This is a genomic window from Paenibacillus sp. TAF43_2, assembly GCF_052113545.1.
In the GTDB taxonomy this organism is placed as follows: Bacteria; Bacillota; Bacilli; order Paenibacillales; family Paenibacillaceae; genus Pristimantibacillus.
In genome coordinates this window covers 31,842-50,982 of the sequence record NZ_JBFRDK010000054.1, presented here as the reverse complement: position 1 = coordinate 50,982, position 19,141 = coordinate 31,842, and the positions used below count along the sequence as shown (strand labels likewise).

Here is a 19,141-nt window from a genome sequence, read left to right as displayed (position 1 = left end):
GCAGGAGCCCTTACAACGGAGCAGTTCGATTATTGGAGGTCTCAGGGAAACAAACAATTCTCCGATTTCATGCAAATGATTTATGATTCTGCTGAAAATATTCATTTATTAGGCTCAGCTTCACATTTGCTTTACATCGGAATTAGAAAATAGCAATAAAAAATTACCAAAATTAGTGTTGTGCACAAAGTTATCCACAAAGAGGCTTCGTTTTGTGGATAAAAGAGTGAAATGCCCGAAAACACTGGATTTACGAAAGATCAATATTGTGAACGGAAAGGGGATATTATTTGCGGTGTATAACTGTGGATAATGTGCATAACGTGGATAAAATAAATAAATGTAAGAAATTGTACCTATAAAACGACGGATTCCGCTAAAATGCTACTCTTATACGTAGGTACTATCGACAGAATTAACTAACAATTTATACAGAACTGTTGATATCTCTGTGGATAATGGTGATTGGTTGTTTATAGCAGCTTTTGGAATCATTAGTAAGCTTCCTATTGTTTTGCGCTAGCATTGCGGTCACGCAAAAAAATTGCGTGAATTACTAGACAGGTTTTCGGTGAAAAAGTTAACGGTATGCGTTATCTTGAAACTATGACGCATACCAAAACATAAATCTCACCTTATAGCTTTTAGTGATAGACAATGCTTAAGTGTGAATGGAGGTTAACCAAGGAATGGATAAGCAAACGATCATTCAGGTAAGCTCGGTCAGCAAGTACTATGGTGCGAATAAGGCAGTGGATCAGGTTTCCTTCAAAGTAAACGAAGGTGAAATATTCGGTATTATCGGTACGCACGGCGCGGGAAAAACGACGTTGCTAGAGATGATAATGGGGATTCGTATGCCCGACCAAGGCAGTATACGGATCTATGGACATGATGTGGTGCTGGATGCAGAAAAATTGAAGGAAGACATCGGAATTCATCTGCAAAGCACAACCTTAGTAGATAAAATGAATGTTCGAGAGGCAATGGAGCTTTTCCAAGGTTTTTATAAACGGAAAAATAATTTGGATCACATTATTGAACAGTTTGGGCTTAGTCCATATTCGGATAAACTAGTTAAACGTTTATCAGGCGGTTGGAGACAACGTACGGCACTAGCTATCGCATTGGTGAACGATCCAAAAATCATATTTTTGGATGAACCCACAACAGGACTGGATCCGCAAGCCAAACGTGATTATTGGTCACTGCTGCAGATTCTTAGACAACAAGGGAAAACAATTATTGTCGCTTCTCATGATATGGAGGAAATTCAGCGCAATTGCGATCGCGTATGCGTGATGCGCAAGGGAGAATTCATTACTTGCGATAACCCGTCTACACTTATTGCACAGCTGCCTGGTGGCGGCATGACAATGGAAGCCGTTTATATGCATCACGCAGTTGAGATGAATGGGAGTGTCAGCATATAAGAAAAACAAAAACTAAAAGTATGTTTATTGCACATGTATTCCTCAAGGAGGGCTTTTTAGTAAATGGATCATCGAGATCGCATCGAAAGTCCGTCAGTCGAGCGCAGAAAACTATTGGAGAAGAGAATGGAGATGATTACAAACTTAATCAATCAAATGAATGAGGGGGAGAGTCAGAAGCAAGAAGATCAAAAGCAAAAAAAACAAAAGCGCAGAGGCGACTGCAACGGCATAAGGACACTACATCGGTTAGGACGATTTGTAACTGTATTTCAGCGTATGTTTATGTAACGATTTAGTAGTATAATATAATGATCTTGATTTGGCGGAGGATCGATTGTGAACGATTGTATTCCACTCATTGGTCAACACATGCGTTTATTGGTTCAGCGTTTCTTTACAGCTGAGCCTCTTGCACGTTATGCAGAGCAGTTTATTGCGGACAAGCTTGAAGAGACGATTCGATTTGGTCAATTGACGGTTATTCATTACCGCATGTTTGGCGGAAAAGGCGAAGACCCCATAAAAGCAGCTGCTGCAGTCGAACTATTTATTTTGGCGTCGGATATATTGGATGATTTGCAGGATCAGGATGTTCCAAGCAAGCCTTGGATGAAAGTCCCAATGCCTATAGCCATTCATGTAGCCTCCTCTCTACTAACCTTGTCGCAGCAAGCAATCTTATGCAGCACTTCTAATCATGAAATACGATTGGCACTCACAGAAATGATGAATGCGCAGCTTCTGAAGGCCGCAAATGGTCAAATGCTTGATATTGTGAATGAAATGAACGACGAGGAATCCTATTTGGATGTCGTAAAACAAAAGTCTGCTACGCTTCTTCAACTAGCGTGTATGGCCGGCGTAATGTTGGCAGGTCGCCCTTGGAATGAAACCGTTGCGGAATATGCGCTAGAAATAGGTATTTCAGCTCAAATTCAGAATGACCTCCGAGATTTGCTGCGATGGGATGAAAAAAGTGATTTTCTTCAACGTAAATGCACTTTGCTTACTCTGTATTTAATAGAAGGAGAAGCAGAAGAGGATCGCTGGATTAAAGAGTATTTTGAGGGTCGGTTAACTTCCGAAGAAATTGCGATGAAAAGAGAGCTTTTTCTTGAAACCTGTGAAAGAACAGGGACTATATTATATGGCTCTGTCATGAGTCGGATGCACTATAATCGCTTTGAGGAATTAGTAGACTCCATACAGGAAATAAGTCCTTGGAAAGTGGAATTTTTGCACATAATAAACTCTAAAAATGCATAACAACAAACCACGCAAAACCTCTTTCGGTAAATACGAATCACTTTTGCGTTTCCTGTCGTATCTATTCCTGTTATAGTAGAGAAGAAGAAAAGATTACTAATATAGTAGTAGAGAAGCGGAGGAGTTAATATGTTAAAAGAAGCTATTCGTCAGTTGGTAAGCAACACTGAAAAAATGTCTATGGCTATGGGTGGACAAATGCAAGTAGCAGGTGTTTCAGTTGCTGAACAACGCGCTCTTCTTGGCGAACTAAAGAACAAAAACGAAAAAAATAGCGGCTACGCATACATGTGGAATTAGCATACTGATTTGTAGGGAAGGAAGAGGAGTGCATGAGACCTAACTTATTTAACCGAATTGTTGCAATCCTCTTCCTGTTTGTCTTGTTAGGTTCTGTTTTATATTTAACCTCGGTAATCGTAAGAATTCCTTCAATCGGTGCTGTACTAGTGGAGGAGCCAGGTAATCGTTATTTTGTTAAGTCGATAGAACCAGCGGGACAAGCGGATGTAAAAGGTATTGAAATAGGCGATCAGATTTTAGAAATAAATGGTAATTCAGTACAGGAGTTTGAGTATGTAAAGAAATATAATTCAATTGAATCCGCAGATTACGTTCTTGTTTTACATAAGGATAAAGTTACACAGAAAATTGAGTTTCCCAAGGGGTGGACAGGCGACCATTCGTTATGGGAGCTGCTGATTCAGTTGTATATCCCTGGTGTTTCACTCATTATTTTTTGTGCATTTTCAGGATTTTTGTATGCAAAACGAAGGAACGATAAGGCTGTAATCATTCTTATTTTGTTTTTTATTTCGATTGGCTTAAGTTACTATAGTTCTGCAGCATCAAGTCGAAGCGATTCTGTAGGGCTTACTATTATTTATTTGGTTCTACCCAACATACCATTGCTGTTTATGAGCTTCATGAACATTTATTTAAAGCGATTCGATGTTCATTTTATTAGTAAATCAATATTGAACACTTTATATGGGATTGTGGGTTTTGTAGGGATCATAAGCTTGATTTATATCTGGACAAATTTGGCGTCAAACAATATCTATACCTATATTCAAATAGCCTATAGCAGTTCTGTGCTGATAGGTAATTTTGTATGCGTTTATATGCTTGTGCGAAAGTTTATAAAGCATCGGCGTACAAAGCTGCATTCTCTGTTCACAATCACGTTGATCTCGCATCTAGTTGCTTTTACTCCGTTTGCATTAATGAACCTGCTTCCTCAAATTATTGGTAAGGACCAAGTTTTTCCAGCCGCTTTTACTGCGCTATTCCTATTCTTATTACCTATCGTTTATTTCTATCTGTCTACCTCAAATCAATTATTTGATATTGACTTTATTCTAACTAGATTTAAATATTATACGGCGCTAGCCTTTATTCCAGCTGTCATTGTGGCGGCACTTGTAGCGTTTGTATTACTAGGAGAGAACAATCCGTCATGGTCCGCGTGGTTTGGCGTATTTTTTGTCATTTACATCGGAATGACGTTGTTTTTATATGGGAAGGAACAAATTGATCAAAGGTTCAGACCTAAGCTCTTTAAGGCGATGTATAGTTATCAGGATAGTCTGGATCGTTTCTCGCGAAAAATCGCTAGAGTAATGAAGCAAAGCGATTTGGAAGCTGTGCTTAAACAAGAGATTAGTGATCTGCTGCCAGTTAGTCGGATTACTTTTTTACTTATTGAGCAATCGGAGAATACCGTATACCCGATGGGCGATCATCCTGAKGAACTTATCACTGCTGAGTTTTTGCTCGGTACTGTAAATTCCTTACAGGTAGGCGAATTAATCGAGCTGCCTTATGGACTCGGTCTCGTAATAGGCAGACAAAGGTCAAGGTACCATATTTTGTGGATCGGCATGAAAACCAATCATACGCGGTTTAATTCGGACGAGCTTCGTTGGCTTAAGACGATGTCCAATTATTCCAGCATCGTATTTGAGAATCTATATTTAATTGAAGGCTTAATCGAGGATTTAGAGTCGGAGGTTCGCAAAGAGCATTCAACTTCACCATGGGTGCTGCGCCTTCTATTCTGTTTGTCTGAGAACGAGAGAAGAAAACTTGCTGCTGACTTGCATGACTCAGCGCTGCAAGATCAGCTGCTTTGGTACCGGAAGCTTGAAGCCATTATGATGGACTATCCGATTTCGAATAGTTTGGGACGCGAGCTGGAGGATATTAAAGAAGGATTGCTCGATGTTATCCATCAAATTCGTGAAACTTGTAATGAACTGCGTCCCCCGCTTTTGAAGGAGATGGGAGTAGTTGAGGCTGTTGAATCGATTATCGAGCATACTCAAATGCGTGTTAACTTTGCAGTGGATTTTCGTGCAAAATCATTTAATCGTCCGCTTAACGAGGAACAAATTACGGCGATTTACCGGATCGTACAGGAATTGCTGCGTAATGCGGACAAACATTCTCAAGCTAAATTAGTTGTTCTTGAGCTTGAGCTGCGCAAAGGAACGATATATTTCCGATATCAAGATGATGGTGTCGGTATGGATGTAAATCAAATGAGTGTTTCTTTTGAACATATGGGCTTGTCAGGCATTAAAGAGCGGGTGACTGGTCTGGAAGGTGACATATCATTTTATTCGGAAAGCGGTAACGGCTTAGAGGTTGTCATCTTGCTGCCAGAGATCATGACAGCCGGTAGATCGGAGAGGGGTATATCGCGTGATTCGTATCTTATTAGTTGATGACCATCCTTCTGTCGGAGAAGGAACCAAAACAATGATTGAACAAGACAGCGAGATGTCGGTATCGGTCGTTTTGTCCGCCATTGAGGCGCTCGATATTGTACAAATCCAGCAATTTGATCTCATTTTATGTGATTTGAATATGCCAGGCATTAGTGGATTGGAATTAACGAAACGTCTTATTCAACAGGATCCGGAGCGCAAGGTTATTATTTACTCGGGCTATGAGATTGGCTCGCATTTTAACTTGCTGATCGAATCAGGCGTCTCTGGTTTTATTTCCAAGACAGTATCAAGAGAGCAGCTGCATAATGCGATTCGATGTGCTATGAGAGGGGACACGGTTATACCGATTACCCTGTTGAAGCAGCTTAGAAGGCATGAAGTAACGATTGGACGGACAGAAGTAGCTGTTGAAGATGTGTCTATTAATGAGAAGGAACAGACCATATTACATGAAGTAGCTACTGGAATTAGCAATAAAGAATTGGCAGCTATGCTTCATGTTAGCCAGCGAAATGTCGAATATCAGCTGTCGCGTATATTTGATAAACTCAACGTGCGGTCCCGCTCGGAAGCAATTAAGGAAGCACAGCGTTTAGGCTTGATCAGCTTAGAACAATACTAGTATTAGGTTAGATAACTCTAGGTTGTTTAGGTGGTTAAGTAGGATAGGAATGAATAAAACCGGCAGCTAAAGGATTATCCTTAAGCTGCCGGTTTTAATTGATTTACGAATTGATTTACGAAACTTACATGTATTGCTCCCATTCCTCATATGCGGTTGATAGTGAGGTTTTAACAGCTTCAATGGCAGCTTGAATTTCTTGAATACGGATGTAATCATTAAAAATCGCAGGATCAGTGAGCTGTAATTCCAAATCGGTTATTTGCTGCTCCAGCGTAGCGATTTCCAGTTCTAATTGTTCAACTTTACGCTGCCGTGTACGTTCTTCACGTTTTGCTTGCTTGTCCGCCTCGTAAGAGTTGGCAGGTGAAATGTCGGATACGGCTGTTGTTTTTGAGTTTGAAGCCTGTTTTGACAGTGCTTCGAGCCGTGCTTCTTCGATTTCACTTTTTTTCTCTATCATTTCGTCATAATTTCCTAGGAAATGATCAGTACCTGACGACTTTAGTTCGACAATTCGTTCAGCCATCTTGTTTAGGAAGTAACGATCATGCGAAATGAAGAGCAAGGTTCCTTCATAGTCAAGCAATGCAGCTTCAAGAACTTCTTTGCTAAATAGATCGAGATGGTTGGTAGGCTCATCCAAAATAAGGACATTGGCCTCTGCAAGCATAAGCTTCGCTAGAGATACACGTGCTTTCTCACCGCCGCTAAGGGAAGAAATTCGCTTGAGTACGTCTTCGCCGCTAAATAAGAAGTTGCCGAGCACCGTACGAATACGTGCCTCCTCCATATGGGAGTAACTGCCCCAAACCTCTTCAAGAACAGTATTTTGACCGTTCAGCCGCGTTTGTTCTTGGTCATAATAGCCGAGTTTGACGTGAGTTCCAAACTTAATTGTACCTGTAGTTGGTTCATTTTGACCGACAATAACCTTTAGCAGTGTGGATTTCCCAATCCCGTTCGGACCAATTAATGCAACGGTTTCACCACGAGTAAGCTGGAAGGATACATTTTTAAAGATAGGTGTGTCCTTACCTGGGAAAACAACGGAAACCTCATTAACAGCAAGTACGTCTTTGCCTGTCGAACGCTCGATTTCAAATGTGAAATGTGCTTTTTTCAAATCACCCTGCGGCTTGTCCAGGCGATCCATTTTGTCCAAAGCTTTCCGTCTGCTTTGTGCACGTTTGGTCGTTGAAGCTCGAACAATATTTCGTTGAACAAATTGCTCCATACGCGAAATTTCGTCCTGCTGTTTTTCGAATTGACGCATATTGATTTCGTACTCGGCAGCTTTCAGCTCCATATAGCGGCTGTAATTTCCAGTATACCGCTTGGAGGTATGACGCTCGATTTCGATAATTGTTTGAGCAAGAGCATCTAGGAAATAACGATCATGGGATACGACCAAGATGGCACCCGAATATCCGCGCAGATAGGACTCTAGCCATGTTAAAGTCTCAATGTCGAGATAGTTGGTAGGCTCATCAAGCATGAGCAGATCTGGTGCCTGAAGCAATATGCGAGCGAGTGCGAGCCGTGTTTTCTGGCCGCCGCTTAATGTTGATATTAAAGTGTCAGCTGGAAATGTTCCGAAACCCATACCGTGAAGAACACTGTTAATACGCGTGTTGACCTCGAAACCGCCTTGCTCGCGGTACCAATCTGAACGCTTGGCATAGCGATCGAGTATGGCTGTATAACGTTTCTCATCCTGATGAAGTTCGGGATCTGCAATTTTGACTTCGAGATCACGAAGCTCTTGTTCTGCTTCAATTAGATGCGAGAAAACGGCAAGCATTTCTTCACCAATCGTTCGATTGGATTGCAATCCGCTATTCTGAGCGAGATAACCAATTTTAGTTTCTTTGGCTTTATGAATAGCGCCAGAATCTGCGGACATTTCGCCTGCAATGATTTTGAGCAGTGTAGACTTGCCTGCACCGTTCACACCTACGAGACCAATACGTTCTCGTTCCAGCACTTGCATCGAAATATTGGATAATACGACATTTACGCCGTAGCTTTTTGTTACGTTAGAAACCTGCAGCAGCATTTTGAAACCTCCAACAAATAAATGGTAAAGAACGAATGCTCATACTACATATTAGTGTACCATAAACGAGCGCTAGCATTGGCGAAAGTTGCACAACAATGTTAAACTACAATTAATGAAAGAAAATGATGGGAACTAGAATAGGTGAATGCTTTTGGTTGAACCAAATCAACGGGGCGATAAGGCTTACATACGAAGTCAGATAACAATAAAACGAAATAAATTACCAGTCGAGCAGCGGCGATTATGGTCAGAAGCAGCTTGCACGAAAGCGATGGCTTTTATCGAAAGCCATTCGGTCGGCGCGTTTATGGTGTACGTGTCTTTTCGGAGCGAGCTTGATTTGTCGGGTCTCATTGAATGGGGCTGGCGAACAGGGCGAGAAGTCATTGCGCCAAGATGCATCGCAGCAGATCGTTCCATGGAGCTCTATACCTTGCGTAGCTGGGATGATCTGATACCTGGTGCATATGGGATTTTGGAGCCGAATCCGAATACAGCGCAGCCTTTTAAGGACAATTGTGAGCTGGGTGTTGTGTTTGTGCCGGGACTAGCCTTTGACCTTCAAGGGGGCCGGCTTGGTTATGGAGGCGGTTATTATGACCGCTTTGCTGAATCATTTCAAAACAATGCTTCTAAGCCGTACTGGCTTGGAATAGCGTTCGAGGCGCAGCTCATTGATGAGGTGCCACTCGAGGGGCATGATTTGAAAATGGATGGCTTGATTACTGAAAAAAACATGTATTTAGTTTAGAGGAAATGCAGCTGAATGATTGCCAAGCGAGCTATGAACGTTAAAGGCGAACCCGTTCATTAGCGCTAGAAGGAGCGTTTGAGGTGGAGTTGACACATTTTAACGAGCAGGGCCGGGCGCGAATGGTAGACATCTCTGACAAGGAAGTCACTTCCCGTACGGCAGTCGCTCAAACCAGGATAACGATGAACCGAGATACATTAGAACAAATTAAGGCTGGCAAGATTGGGAAGGGCGATGTACTGGCTGTGGCTCAGGTTGCTGCAGTTATGGCTGCCAAAAAAACGTCAGATTGGATTCCAATGTGCCATCCGCTACCGCTCACAGGCATCAATGTGGTTTTCAGCGATAACGGAACGGATGAGCTTTACATAGAAGGTACAGTAAAGACAACAGGAAAAACCGGCGTGGAAATGGAAGCACTGACAGCCGTGTCTGCCGCAGCTCTAACGGTCTACGACATGTGCAAAGCGCTGCAAAAGGATATGGTTATCGGTCCTACGCAGCTGGTTTCAAAAACGGGCGGAAAAAGCGGCGATTATCGAATTTCGTCAAACCCATGAGCGAAATAGGAATGGGAGGAATGGTAAATGCGGTGGAAAGTAGCAATTTTGACAGCAAGCGATAAAGGATCACGTGGAGAACGCGAGGATACGAGTGCCCAGGTTATCCGTGAATTAGTTGAGGAAGAGTTGGGTGGAGAAATTATTGATTATCGGATTGTACCGGATGAGCAGGATGAAATAATGGCAGCCATCATAGAAATGACAGAGTACTTCCATGCGGATCTTGTGCTTACGACGGGCGGCACAGGTCTTGCAGAGCGCGATGTTACGCCCGAGGCAACGCTCAAGGTTATTGACCGTGCAGTTCCGGGTATTGCGGAAGCGATGCGTATGGGCGCTCTCCAAAAAACAAGAAGAGCAATGCTCTCAAGAGGCGTCTGCGGCATAAGAGGCAGCTCACTAATCGTTAACTTGCCTGGGAGCCCAAAGGGCGTACATGAGAGCTTAATGGCGATCATGGATCAATTGCCGCATGCTCTGGGCATTTTATCCGGAGAACTGGGGGAACATAGCGTATGAGTCAGCAGCAGCATCATGCAGAGAACGGAACGGAGCAGCATGGATCGACTACGCTAAGAGAAGTTTCCGTATATGATGCGATCGGGCTGCGACTGGCTCATGATTTAACGCGAATTATCCCAGGCCAGTTTAAGGGTCGATTGTTCAAAAGAGGCCATGTCGTGGTAGAAGCGGACATACCTAATCTTCTCGATATTGGCAAGGAGCATATCTATATTATGGAGCTTGGAGAAAACGAGCTTCATGAGGATGATGCAGCCATTCGAATGGCTGAAGCGTTGTATGACGAGAAACTCGTTCTTTCAGAGCCGCATGAGGGCAAGGTGAGCATTAAAGCAAACCAGCTAGGCCTTGCGGAGATTGATAAGGCGTTAGTTGATGCGATTAATGAGCTGGGTGAAATTGCATTAGCAACGATTAAGGCAAAAACAGTCGTTAAGCCGGGACAAGCGCTGGCTGCAACAAGAGCCATTCCGCTTGTCGTACCCAAATCGAAGGTGGAGACGGTGGAGAGGCTTGCAGCCGAATACCGTGAAGCGAATGGCGGAGCTTCACCGCTGCGCGTTCGCCCTTTCCGTAAATTTCGCGTCGGTTTGTTGACGACGGGCGGCGAAGTTTTTAACGGAAGAATTGAAGATAAATTTGGTCCGGCAGTAAGAAGCAAGCTTGAGGAGCTTGGATCAGAAGTGGCAGAGCAGCGATTTGCACCCGATGATCGACAAACAATTGTCAAGGAAATACACTATTTGCTTGCACAACGTTATGATATGATACTAGTGACTGGCGGAATGTCGGTAGATCCCGACGATCGCACTCCTGGAGCCATAAAGGAAACAGGCGCGAATATCGTGAGTTATGGAACTCCGATGCTGCCAGGCTCAATGCTGCTTATTGGTTATTTAAACGGAGTGCCGATATTGGGGCTTCCAGGCTGCGTCATGCATGATCCATATACATCATTCGATGTGCTGCTGCCGCGGATTCTAGCGGGAGATACGATTGTTCGTGAAGATATTGTCAGCATGGGATATGGCGGCTTAAACAGCTGTTAAGTATGAGCTGCTTAATAATGATGCTGCTACATAAAATTACGAGGAGGTTGGCAAATGTCAGGAATTGGTGCAACAGGTGTTATACTGCTTGTGTTGGTTGCTTTGCTACTATTTGGACCAAACAAGCTACCAGAACTTGGACGTGCATTCGGGCGGACATTGCGTGAGTTTAAATCCGGAGCAAGAGAGATCATGGATGATGATGATCGTGACCGTGACCGCAAGGACAAAGATTCGAGCCGTGTTGAAGTGAGTCGCTCGGAAAATAGTGATAAAGACAATAAGCGGCTGCCGGATTAATCGGGCCCGCTTTTTTCTTGAAAAAAAGTTTACCGCTAGGCGAAGGAGGTATCGTGCAGGTGGGATCGGAAGGAAACAGCAAATCGGAGCATAAATCACGTAAAGCGCTTCTTCGAGAAGAAGGGCTGATGCCGCTTTTGGAGCATCTTGGCGAGCTGCGCAAGCGGATCATTTACGTGCTTATTATTTTAACGTTAGGCTTAGTCGTCGGACTTATATTTGCACAGCCTACCTATAACTTTCTAATGAGCCAGAAGCCTGCTAATACAATTTCGTTACATACGTTTTCCCTTTGGGATGGCATTGGCATGTATATGAAATTTGCATTTGTCATCGCTTTAATTATTTCTTTGCCTGTTATTGCATATCAGCTTTGGGCATTCGTAAAGCCGGCTTTGCGCAAGAACGAGCAGCGTTCTACGCTTAAATATGTTCCGTTTGCACTAATCATGTTTTTAATTGGATTGGCGTTTTCTTATTTTGTCGTCTTTCCACTCGCTTTTAATTTTACAAGAACAGTATCACAGCATTTAAATCTTGAAGAGACATATGGCATCGCGCAGTATTTTACGTTTATGTTTAATCTGCTCATTCCGATATCGCTGTTATTCGAACTGCCGCTTGTCATCATGTTTTTGACAGCTATTCGTTTAGTGAATCCACAGCGGCTGCGCAAAATGCGCCGTCTAGCGTATTTCATCATGGTGCTTATCGGAGTTATGATTACACCGCCGGATTTCATATCGGACATATTAGTGGCAATCCCATTACTCGTTCTATATGAGATTAGTGTGTTCTTATCAGGCTCGGTACACAAAAAGCAGCTTGCCGCTGATGCAAAATGGGAAGCGGAGTATGGCGAGTCAATGTCTGAAGCATAGGAAGAAGAAGGGGAATGTCCTCTTCTTCTTTTTTTATATAAGAAGCTTATAAAGGGCTTATAGTTCTCCGTCAAAGCTGCTTTAGCATCCAGAGGACGCCGAAGGCGTTTTTGAGTGGTTGACAAAAACGTCATTTCCGCATAATATTTAAACAGTTGTTTAAAACAATTGTTTAAATAGAGAAAACGGGAGTGGATCATATTGAAAAATGCACTAATTGCTTTTATGAAACGTCCAACGACTATCGTTGGTATATTTACGGCAATCATGTTCCAGGTTATTTTTTCGGTCATTTGGATGACAGGTTATAACGGTGTTACGGACCGCGTACAAAATTTGCGTATTGCTATTGTGAATGAAGATGCACAGATGGGACAGAAGATTGCTGGCAGCCTTGTTCAGAACTTGCCTTTTAACATGAGTGAAATCAGCAGCATTGATGAGGCGAAGCAGCAGTTGAATGAGCGTGAACTGCAGATGGTCGTATGGATACCGGCGGATTTCTCTCAGAAGGCTTCAGCAGCCGACGGTACAGCCTCCATTCAATATGTAATAAACGAATCAAATCCAGCACTGATTAAAAGTATTATGAGTGGTGCAGCCGGGCAAATAACAGCAGAAGTAAATAAACAGGCCGTAACGGGCGGCATTCAAACGGTACTTGGCAACATGCAGCTGCCAGCAGAGCAAGCTGGAGCAGCGGCACAAGGATTGTCAGAGCGTGTTAAATCTGAAATTCAGTCAACGAACGTAATACAAGGAATGAACAATCAAATGGTTCCGATGATGCTGGTGCTTGCTTCTTATGTCGGCGCGATGATCATGGGTATGAATTTTGAGCAATCGTCCCTTTCACTAGGAGCAACAACAAGCAGATGGAAACGTTTCGGCGCAAGAAGCGTAATTAATGTAGGAGCAGGTGTCATTGTTTCGTTAGTAGGTTCTTCCTTGCTTGCTGCATTTGGCGGTCAGATGGAACAAGGATTTCTTCATATTTGGTTGTTCCAGCTGATGTTCGTATTAACATTTATATTCGTTTCGCAAATGTTTATTTACTTGTTTGGTTTAAGCGGCATGCTGTTCAATATTATTTTATTGTCGGCACAGCTTGTTACTTCTGGTGCGATCGTACCGCGTGAATTGTTATCCGACTTTTACGTCAAGCTTGGTGATATTCTTCCAGCGACGTATGCAGTTGAAGGTACGATGAATATTTTGTTCGGCGGCCCAGCGGCTACAGCTGACTCTTTGTCACTTAGCGTTATTGCTGTCGTTGCCTTTGCGGTTAGCGTAGCTGCGGTTGCGCTGAAGCGCCAAGCCGCTCCTGTAGTACAGCCTACAGCAGTTATTGCAGGGCAAAAACGATAATTCAAATGCAGTTTGCTGTTGGCTTAGAAGTGGTTCAAAATAAAAGATATTGTTTTTATGGGGGCCCGTCATGACAACAGGAGATGCGGATATTAAAATTAGAATATTGTCAGCTGCCAAAAAGCTGTTTGCGGAAAATGGCTTCGATAAAACGACCGTTAGGCAAATATGCGAAGAGGCTGGAGCTAACGTTGCGCTTGTCTCGTATCATTTTGGCGGGAAAGAAAATATGTTCTATGCTTTATTTGATTATTATTTTCCAAACAATCAAATTGCCGAGCTAGACCCCATGCAACTAGATCCGGTAGAGGGAGTTAGACTTATTGTTCGCGAGGTAACTAATTTCCGCTACAGCGACTATCAATTAATTAACATTATTCAGCAAGAAGTTATCATGAACACGGATCGAATTGAAAAGATACGCAAGCATGTGATGCCGATGTGGGGAAAGCTCCGCTACTGGCTCAAAGAGGGCAGGGAGCAAGGTTTATTTCAATTCAACTCCTTAGATAACACCTTGTTTTCCATTATCGGTACGTTGCTCTTTCATCGGAATAGCCAATATTGGGCTATCTTGCACGAAGAAGAACGTTCATCAAAGGAAGCGATCGTCGAGGATTTAACCTTATTTATTTTGGGTGGATTGTACTATAGAGGCGAATAGCTGAAAACCATAAAATACCGTGCGCGAGAAATCGCCGTACGGTATTTTTTTTTGTTACAGCCTTCTGCTATTCATAAACTACTGGTACAATTTAGGTGCAACGATTATGAAAGTATGGAGTTTCGCATAATGCCCGTTTAGTATAAAGCCAGCAGCTGCGCAGGCAGAATAGGAGCGAGATTATACAAATGAAACGTGAACGGATACAGGAGATTTTGGAGCAGCATAGGAAAAAAGGGCTGACGCTTCTTGCCTCAGGCGGCGAAACGCAGAAGCCAAGTTCGCAACTGTGGAATCCGTCCATTAATGAACAGCTCCTTGAAGAGATTAAAAGGGAAGCCGATCGCTTCATGCTTACCCCTAATCCCGAGCTCACCTACTCTCTCTTTCGTGTTTATGGAGATACGGGAGAGCGCTTAGCTTATGAACGTGTATATTTTGAAAGGCGAAAAAGACTGAATTCGTATGTCATTATGGCGCTGCAGGAGCCGGGAAATGCAGACTACGAAGTTGCCGCTCTTAATATGATCTGGTCGGTTTGCAATGAATTTACTTGGTGTCTGCCTGCTCATTTTAATGAAGGATCAGACAGGCTGGACATCGATTTATTTTCGGCGGAGACCGGGTTTGCACTAAGTGAGATTAAGTTGTTATTAGGCGACCGCTTGCCGGACTTGCTGCGAAGGCGTATAGAGGCAGAGGTAGAGAATCGCCTATTCCGTCCTTTTTTGGAGCAAGGTCCATACGGTTGGGAGACAGCGGATCACAATTGGGCGGCTGTATGCGCGGGTTCGGTTGGGGCAGCGGCGCTTTATCTCATTGAGGATTCGCATAGGCTGTCGCAAGTGCTGGAACGTGTGCTTCATTCGCTTGATTGTTATTTGAGTGGATTTGGCAATGACGGCGCGTGCGCGGAAGGTTATTTATATTGGCAGTATGGTTTCGGATATTATGTATATTTTGCTCAGATGTTAAAGAGGGCAACAGCTGGGGAAATCAACTTATTTGCAACGAACAAGGTGAAGGAGATTGCACTTTTTCAGCAGAAATGTTTTACGGGAAGCAGCACGGTCGTTAACTTTAGTGATTCGCGTCCTGAAAGCGGTATATTTATGGGGCTCAGCTGTTGTCTGCATCAGGAGTTTGCAGAGGTCATTGTACCGGATGCGAGCCTTAGAGCGGAGTATGCTGCTGATCATTGCGGACGCTGGGCGCCGGCGATTCGTAATTTGATGTGGGTAAAAGAAGAATGGATGGCGGCGACTGAAAGTAAAACGATCTGGCCTGCCGTGTCCTATTACTTATCTAATGTGCAGTGGCTTCTGTCCAGACATGCAAGCGAGAACGGCGGCAACTACAGCTTTGCGGCAAAAGGGGGCCATAATGAGGAGCCTCATAACCACAATGACGTGGGCCATTTCATCTTACATGCGGATGGACAAGCTTATTTAGCGGATTTGGGCAGCGGAAAATATACGGCGAAATATTTTGGCCCGGAACGGTATTCAATTTGGAGCAATGGCTCTCAGGGCCATTCGGTTCCTATTATAGACGGCTCTCATCAGCAAAATGGGGCTGCGTTTCGAGCAGCAGTTATGGAAGCGTCAACAAATGCGAGTACGGATAAGTTTGCGCTGGAAATCAGCTCTGCATATGGCCATTCCATTACAGAACGGTTCATTACGTTTCTAGTTCCCGAGCTGGCGGAGGAAGGCCGAGTGATTTTAACAGGACAACGCCAATTGTTCATTAATTATGATCATCAGGATTGGAAGCCGGTCGTTACCGCAAGGAGCGATATCGATCATTATGGCGTTGAGCGATTCTGGTATACGCTTGATTTTGAATGGAAAGCAGCAGTTGAAGTGCCGTTGATTGCAAATTTTATTTTTCAATTTGAATCATAACTACAATATTCGATGCGAGGAGCGAGTAAGGATATGGAGCAGATCAATTGGGTAAATGAAGCTTGGGCAAATGTACATGAGAAGGTTACGAGAACGAGCAATCGGATTGGTGCAAGATTTCCGCATGCAAGCGTCGATGGAACGTATGTGCTTGAGGCGCCTCAGTGGTGGACAGCTGGTTTCTGGCCGGGCTTGTTATGGCTGCTGTATCGTGATTCAGAGTCGAAGGATGATCGATATAAAGATATTGCCGAGGCATGCGAGCAGCAATTGGATGAAGTATTGTTCGGATATGATCGCTTGGATCACGACATCGGCTTCATGTGGTCGCTAACGAGTGTAGCCCGCTATAAGCTGCTTGGTGAAGAGCAATCCCGTAGACGAGCGTTGTTAGCGGCTAGTGTACTCAGCGGAAGATTTAATGTAAAAGGAAATTATATTAGAGCTTGGAATCCTTGGGGCGAAGGAGACCGCAACGAGGGCTGGGCGATTATTGACTGCATGATGAACCTGCCTTTACTCTACTGGGCAAGCGAGACAACGGGAGATCCAAGATTTAAGCATTTGGCGATGGAGCATGCGGATACGGTGCTGGAGCATTTTATACGGACGGACGGTTCGGTTAATCATATTGTAGTCTTTGACCCGCATACGGGTGAATTTGTAAGTGTGAACGGCGGACAAGGCTTTGCGCCAAACTCAGCGTGGTCGCGCGGAGCATCGTGGGCGATTTACGGAATGGCACTTAGTTATAGGTATACGGGCGAGGCTCGGTACTTGGAGGCGGCGAAGCGGGTTGCTCATTTCTTCCTTGCGAACTTGCCTGAGGATTTCGTTCCGCATTGGGATTTCCGCCTGCCATCAGGTGTAGAACGTTATCGCGACACGTCAGCTGGCGCTTGTGCTGCCTGCGGTCTGCTCGAAATCGCAAGCTCAGTTCCTGCAGAAGAATCGGAGCTATATCAAGCGGCTGGCGAGCGAATATTACGTTCATTGTACGAGAATTACGGCGCATGGGATGATGAGGCGGAGGAAGGCTTGATTTTGCATGGGACAAGCCATTATCCAGAGCGGAGAAACATTGATGTGCCGCTTATTTATGGCGACTATTTCTTCGTAGAAGGTTTAGCGCGATTAAGAGGGGATTCCTCGACATTCTGGTAGAGGAGAGGTAACGAACATGCAAATCGAAAGTGGATCACAGATAAACGAAACGCTTCCTATGCGCAAATACTGGCTGGAGCAGATGCTCGCTATTGGCGAACCTGTGCTTAACGCCCTTGCGGAGCGCCGTCTTAAAGAGACGATGCCTATAGAAATCGCAATAACTGCTGGAGAAGCTGGTGACGAGAAAGCAGCCGCTGAACTTAAAGCTGACCGAGCGAAATTCACGCATTTGGAAGCGTTAGGACGCCTTTTATCCGGCATGGCTCCATGGCTTGAGAATCAGCACATTAATGGACACGAAGAGGAGCTGCGAATTCGTTATGCCGCGCTTGCTCGTGAAGCAGTGGATGCGGGCACTGATCCAGCTTCGCCAGACTATATGAACTTCAGCGATGGATACCAGCCGATTGTCGATGCTGCTTTTTTGGCGCTTGCGATATTGCGTGCTCCGAAAGAGCTTGGTGAAAAGCTGGAGCATCGTGTGAAAGCAAATGTAATTACGGCGCTGAAGCAAACGAGATCGAGAAAGCCTGTCTTCTCGAATTGGCTGCTTTTTGCAGCAACGATTGAAGCGGCGCTGCTTAAGCTTGGCGAGCGTGACTGGGACCCGATGCGGATCGATTACGCGTTGAAGCAGCATGAGCAGTGGTATTTGGGTGACGGCGCATATAGTGATGGTCCGGATTTCCACTGGGATTACTATAACAGCTTCGTTATTCAGCCGATGCTGGTCGATGTGCTTGCCGCAGCAGGTGATGAGCACGAGGAATGGCGAGCCATGCAGGGTGCTGTTGCGAGCCGTTCACGGCGTTATGCAGAAGTGCTTGAGCGGCTAATTGGAACGGATGGAACATACCCGCCAATTGGACGTTCGCTTGCCTATCGTTTCGGAGCCTTTCAAAGCCTAGCTCAGCATGCCCTAAATGATGATTTGCCGGCGTCCGTCACAGCATCTCAGGTACGCTGTGCGCTTACCGCAGCGATTCGTAGAACACTTGAAGTGCCAGGCAATTTTACAGCGGATGGATGGCTTACAATCGGCTTCTGCGGACATCAGCGAGATGTTGGCGAGCGATACATATCAACGGGAAGCCTCTATTTATGCGCTGCGGTGTTCTTGCCGCTTGGCCTTGCAAGCGAGCATCCATTTTGGAGTGGAGCGGACGAGGCTTGGACTTCTAAAAAGGCGTGGTCAGGACAGGCTTTTGGCATCGATGCGGCTTTGAAGTGAATTTTTACTGATCCTGAGGTCGTTTTAAAAAGATATTTCTGTAGGGAAACGATCTGAACATTATCGTATTCTCAAGATATAGTTGGCGCATAATAATAGCTTGAGCGAATGACTATGGACGTGCCAATCTGCACAAAAAAGATTTAGTTCCTTCTGCCTAGTGTAAATAAACGGAAAAATGAAACCAAGCACTTGAAATTAATAACGAAAATGAGTATGATAAAAATAGTTGTTAGCACTTGAAGGTTTCGAGTGCTAACGAGAATATAAGCAGCGACAAATTTTGAAGGAGGCTATTTTCAATGATCAGACCTTTGGGTGAACGCGTATTGATCGAAGCAATCGCGAAAGAAGAAACAACCGCTAGCGGTATCGTATTGCCGGATTCGGCGAAAGAAAAGCCGCAAGAAGGCAAAGTGATTGCAGTTGGAAGCGGCACGCTGAAAGATGGTGTTCGTATTGCTCTTGAAGTCAAAGAAGGCGACCGCGTTCTTTTCTCCAAGTATGCAGGCACTGAAATCAAATACGATGGCAAAGAGTATTTGATTATGAAAGAAAGCGAAATTCACGCGATTTTTGAATAACAACCCGCTTAGGGTCACATAGAAGGCAAC

19 protein-coding genes are annotated in these 19,141 nt (G+C 44.3%); 18 read left to right on the top strand and 1 reads right to left on the bottom strand.

The features are described 5' to 3' along the window. Nucleotides 1-689: 689 nt before the first annotated feature. From AB4Z17_RS14250 to AB4Z17_RS14225, 6 genes are all read left to right on the top strand, one after another. Entirely contained in the window at nt 690-1,433 is a 744-nt protein-coding gene (locus AB4Z17_RS14250) for an ABC transporter ATP-binding protein (RefSeq protein ID WP_441911671.1), read from the top strand. 63 nt (nt 1,434-1,496) lie between these two features. Further along, nucleotides 1,497-1,724, top strand: a complete 228-nt coding sequence (locus AB4Z17_RS14245) for a hypothetical protein (protein ID WP_441911670.1) — start codon at nt 1,497-1,499, stop codon at nt 1,722-1,724. A 48-nt stretch (nt 1,725-1,772) separates the two neighbouring features. Beyond that, nucleotides 1,773-2,702, top strand: coding sequence for a polyprenyl synthetase family protein (locus AB4Z17_RS14240; RefSeq protein ID WP_441960390.1), 930 nt, complete (start codon nt 1,773-1,775; stop codon nt 2,700-2,702). Nucleotides 2,703-2,831: 129 nt separating this feature from the next. Continuing rightward, entirely contained in the window at nt 2,832-3,002 is a 171-nt protein-coding gene (locus AB4Z17_RS14235) for a competence pheromone ComX (RefSeq protein ID WP_339207229.1), read from the top strand. 32 nt (nt 3,003-3,034) lie between these two features. Next, nucleotides 3,035-5,431, top strand: coding sequence for an ATP-binding protein (locus AB4Z17_RS14230; RefSeq protein ID WP_441960388.1), 2,397 nt, complete (start codon nt 3,035-3,037; stop codon nt 5,429-5,431). Next, the gene (locus AB4Z17_RS14225; protein ID WP_076269667.1) at nt 5,409-6,059 is read left to right on the top strand and encodes a response regulator transcription factor; all 651 of its coding nucleotides are present in this window, start codon (nt 5,409-5,411) and stop codon (nt 6,057-6,059) included. Before AB4Z17_RS14230 ends, AB4Z17_RS14225 begins: the two co-directional genes overlap by 23 nt. Nucleotides 6,060-6,183: 124 nt before the next feature. On the opposite strand, the gene AB4Z17_RS14220 is transcribed toward AB4Z17_RS14225, so the two are convergent. Next, nucleotides 6,184-8,118: an ABC-F family ATP-binding cassette domain-containing protein gene (locus AB4Z17_RS14220; RefSeq protein ID WP_339207234.1), complete on the bottom strand. Its 1,935-nt coding sequence runs from the start codon at nt 8,116-8,118 to the stop codon at nt 6,184-6,186. 148 nt (nt 8,119-8,266) lie between these two features. Here AB4Z17_RS14220 and AB4Z17_RS14215 point away from each other — a divergent pair, with 148 nt between their 5' ends. The 12 genes from AB4Z17_RS14215 (at nt 8,267) to groES (ending at nt 19,111) form a co-directional block, all read left to right on the top strand. Continuing rightward, a complete protein-coding gene (locus AB4Z17_RS14215) occupies nt 8,267-8,872 on the top strand; it encodes a 5-formyltetrahydrofolate cyclo-ligase (RefSeq protein ID WP_441960386.1) in 606 nt (201 codons plus the stop codon). Between the two features lie 83 nt (nt 8,873-8,955). Further along, nucleotides 8,956-9,435, top strand: coding sequence for a cyclic pyranopterin monophosphate synthase MoaC (gene moaC, locus AB4Z17_RS14210; protein ID WP_339207238.1), 480 nt, complete (start codon nt 8,956-8,958; stop codon nt 9,433-9,435). Nucleotides 9,436-9,462: 27 nt separating this feature from the next. Then, nucleotides 9,463-9,957 carry a MogA/MoaB family molybdenum cofactor biosynthesis protein gene (locus AB4Z17_RS14205; RefSeq protein ID WP_054026672.1) on the top strand — a complete coding sequence of 165 codons (495 nt, stop codon included), beginning with the start codon at nt 9,463-9,465 and terminating at the stop codon, nt 9,955-9,957. After that, on the top strand, nt 9,954-11,009 hold the full coding sequence (locus AB4Z17_RS14200; RefSeq protein ID WP_441911661.1) for a molybdopterin-binding protein: 1,056 nt from the start codon (nt 9,954-9,956) through the stop codon (nt 11,007-11,009). Before AB4Z17_RS14205 ends, AB4Z17_RS14200 begins: the two co-directional genes overlap by 4 nt. A gap of 54 nt (nt 11,010-11,063) precedes the next feature. Continuing rightward, the gene (gene tatA, locus AB4Z17_RS14195) at nt 11,064-11,309 is read left to right on the top strand and encodes a twin-arginine translocase TatA/TatE family subunit (protein WP_076269672.1); all 246 of its coding nucleotides are present in this window, start codon (nt 11,064-11,066) and stop codon (nt 11,307-11,309) included. Between the two features lie 128 nt (nt 11,310-11,437). Further along, a complete protein-coding gene (gene tatC, locus AB4Z17_RS14190; RefSeq protein ID WP_076269790.1) occupies nt 11,438-12,190 on the top strand; it encodes a twin-arginine translocase subunit TatC in 753 nt (250 codons plus the stop codon). 201 nt (nt 12,191-12,391) lie between these two features. Beyond that, entirely contained in the window at nt 12,392-13,558 is a 1,167-nt protein-coding gene (locus tag AB4Z17_RS14185; RefSeq protein ID WP_441960384.1) for a YhgE/Pip domain-containing protein, read from the top strand. 70 nt (nt 13,559-13,628) lie between these two features. Then, on the top strand, nt 13,629-14,222 hold the full coding sequence (locus AB4Z17_RS14180) for a TetR/AcrR family transcriptional regulator (protein ID WP_441960382.1): 594 nt from the start codon (nt 13,629-13,631) through the stop codon (nt 14,220-14,222). Nucleotides 14,223-14,410: 188 nt separating this feature from the next. Then, nucleotides 14,411-16,129, top strand: coding sequence for a hypothetical protein (locus tag AB4Z17_RS14175; RefSeq protein ID WP_441960381.1), 1,719 nt, complete (start codon nt 14,411-14,413; stop codon nt 16,127-16,129). A 33-nt stretch (nt 16,130-16,162) separates the two neighbouring features. Then, the gene (locus tag AB4Z17_RS14170) at nt 16,163-17,293 is read left to right on the top strand and encodes a glycoside hydrolase family 88 protein (RefSeq protein WP_441960379.1); all 1,131 of its coding nucleotides are present in this window, start codon (nt 16,163-16,165) and stop codon (nt 17,291-17,293) included. 16 nt (nt 17,294-17,309) lie between these two features. Continuing rightward, nucleotides 17,310-18,527, top strand: a complete 1,218-nt coding sequence (locus AB4Z17_RS14165; protein ID WP_441960377.1) for a DUF2264 domain-containing protein — start codon at nt 17,310-17,312, stop codon at nt 18,525-18,527. Nucleotides 18,528-18,829: 302 nt separating this feature from the next. Further along, complete coding sequence (gene groES, locus AB4Z17_RS14160; RefSeq protein ID WP_441911650.1) at nt 18,830-19,111, top strand: co-chaperone GroES; 282 nt, start codon at nt 18,830-18,832, stop codon at nt 19,109-19,111. Nucleotides 19,112-19,141: the final 30 nt, after the last annotated feature.

Coding starts and splice junctions, on each gene's coding strand:
- AB4Z17_RS14250 (WP_441911671.1), top strand. CDS start 690: ATGGATAAGCAAACGATCATTCAGGTAAGCTCGGTCAGCAAGTACTAT.
- AB4Z17_RS14245 (WP_441911670.1), top strand. CDS start 1,497: ATGGATCATCGAGATCGCATCGAAAGTCCGTCAGTCGAGCGCAGAAAA.
- AB4Z17_RS14235 (WP_339207229.1), top strand. CDS start 2,832: ATGTTAAAAGAAGCTATTCGTCAGTTGGTAAGCAACACTGAAAAAATG.
- AB4Z17_RS14220 (WP_339207234.1), bottom strand. CDS start 8,118: ATGCTGCTGCAGGTTTCTAACGTAACAAAAAGCTACGGCGTAAATGTC.
- AB4Z17_RS14215 (WP_441960386.1), top strand. CDS start 8,267: ATGCTTTTGGTTGAACCAAATCAACGGGGCGATAAGGCTTACATACGA.
- AB4Z17_RS14205 (WP_054026672.1), top strand. CDS start 9,463: ATGCGGTGGAAAGTAGCAATTTTGACAGCAAGCGATAAAGGATCACGT.
- AB4Z17_RS14200 (WP_441911661.1), top strand. CDS start 9,954: ATGAGTCAGCAGCAGCATCATGCAGAGAACGGAACGGAGCAGCATGGA.
- tatA (WP_076269672.1), top strand. CDS start 11,064: ATGTCAGGAATTGGTGCAACAGGTGTTATACTGCTTGTGTTGGTTGCT.
- tatC (WP_076269790.1), top strand. CDS start 11,438: ATGCCGCTTTTGGAGCATCTTGGCGAGCTGCGCAAGCGGATCATTTAC.
- AB4Z17_RS14180 (WP_441960382.1), top strand. CDS start 13,629: ATGACAACAGGAGATGCGGATATTAAAATTAGAATATTGTCAGCTGCC.
- AB4Z17_RS14175 (WP_441960381.1), top strand. CDS start 14,411: ATGAAACGTGAACGGATACAGGAGATTTTGGAGCAGCATAGGAAAAAA.
- AB4Z17_RS14170 (WP_441960379.1), top strand. CDS start 16,163: ATGGAGCAGATCAATTGGGTAAATGAAGCTTGGGCAAATGTACATGAG.
- AB4Z17_RS14165 (WP_441960377.1), top strand. CDS start 17,310: ATGCAAATCGAAAGTGGATCACAGATAAACGAAACGCTTCCTATGCGC.
- groES (WP_441911650.1), top strand. CDS start 18,830: ATGATCAGACCTTTGGGTGAACGCGTATTGATCGAAGCAATCGCGAAA.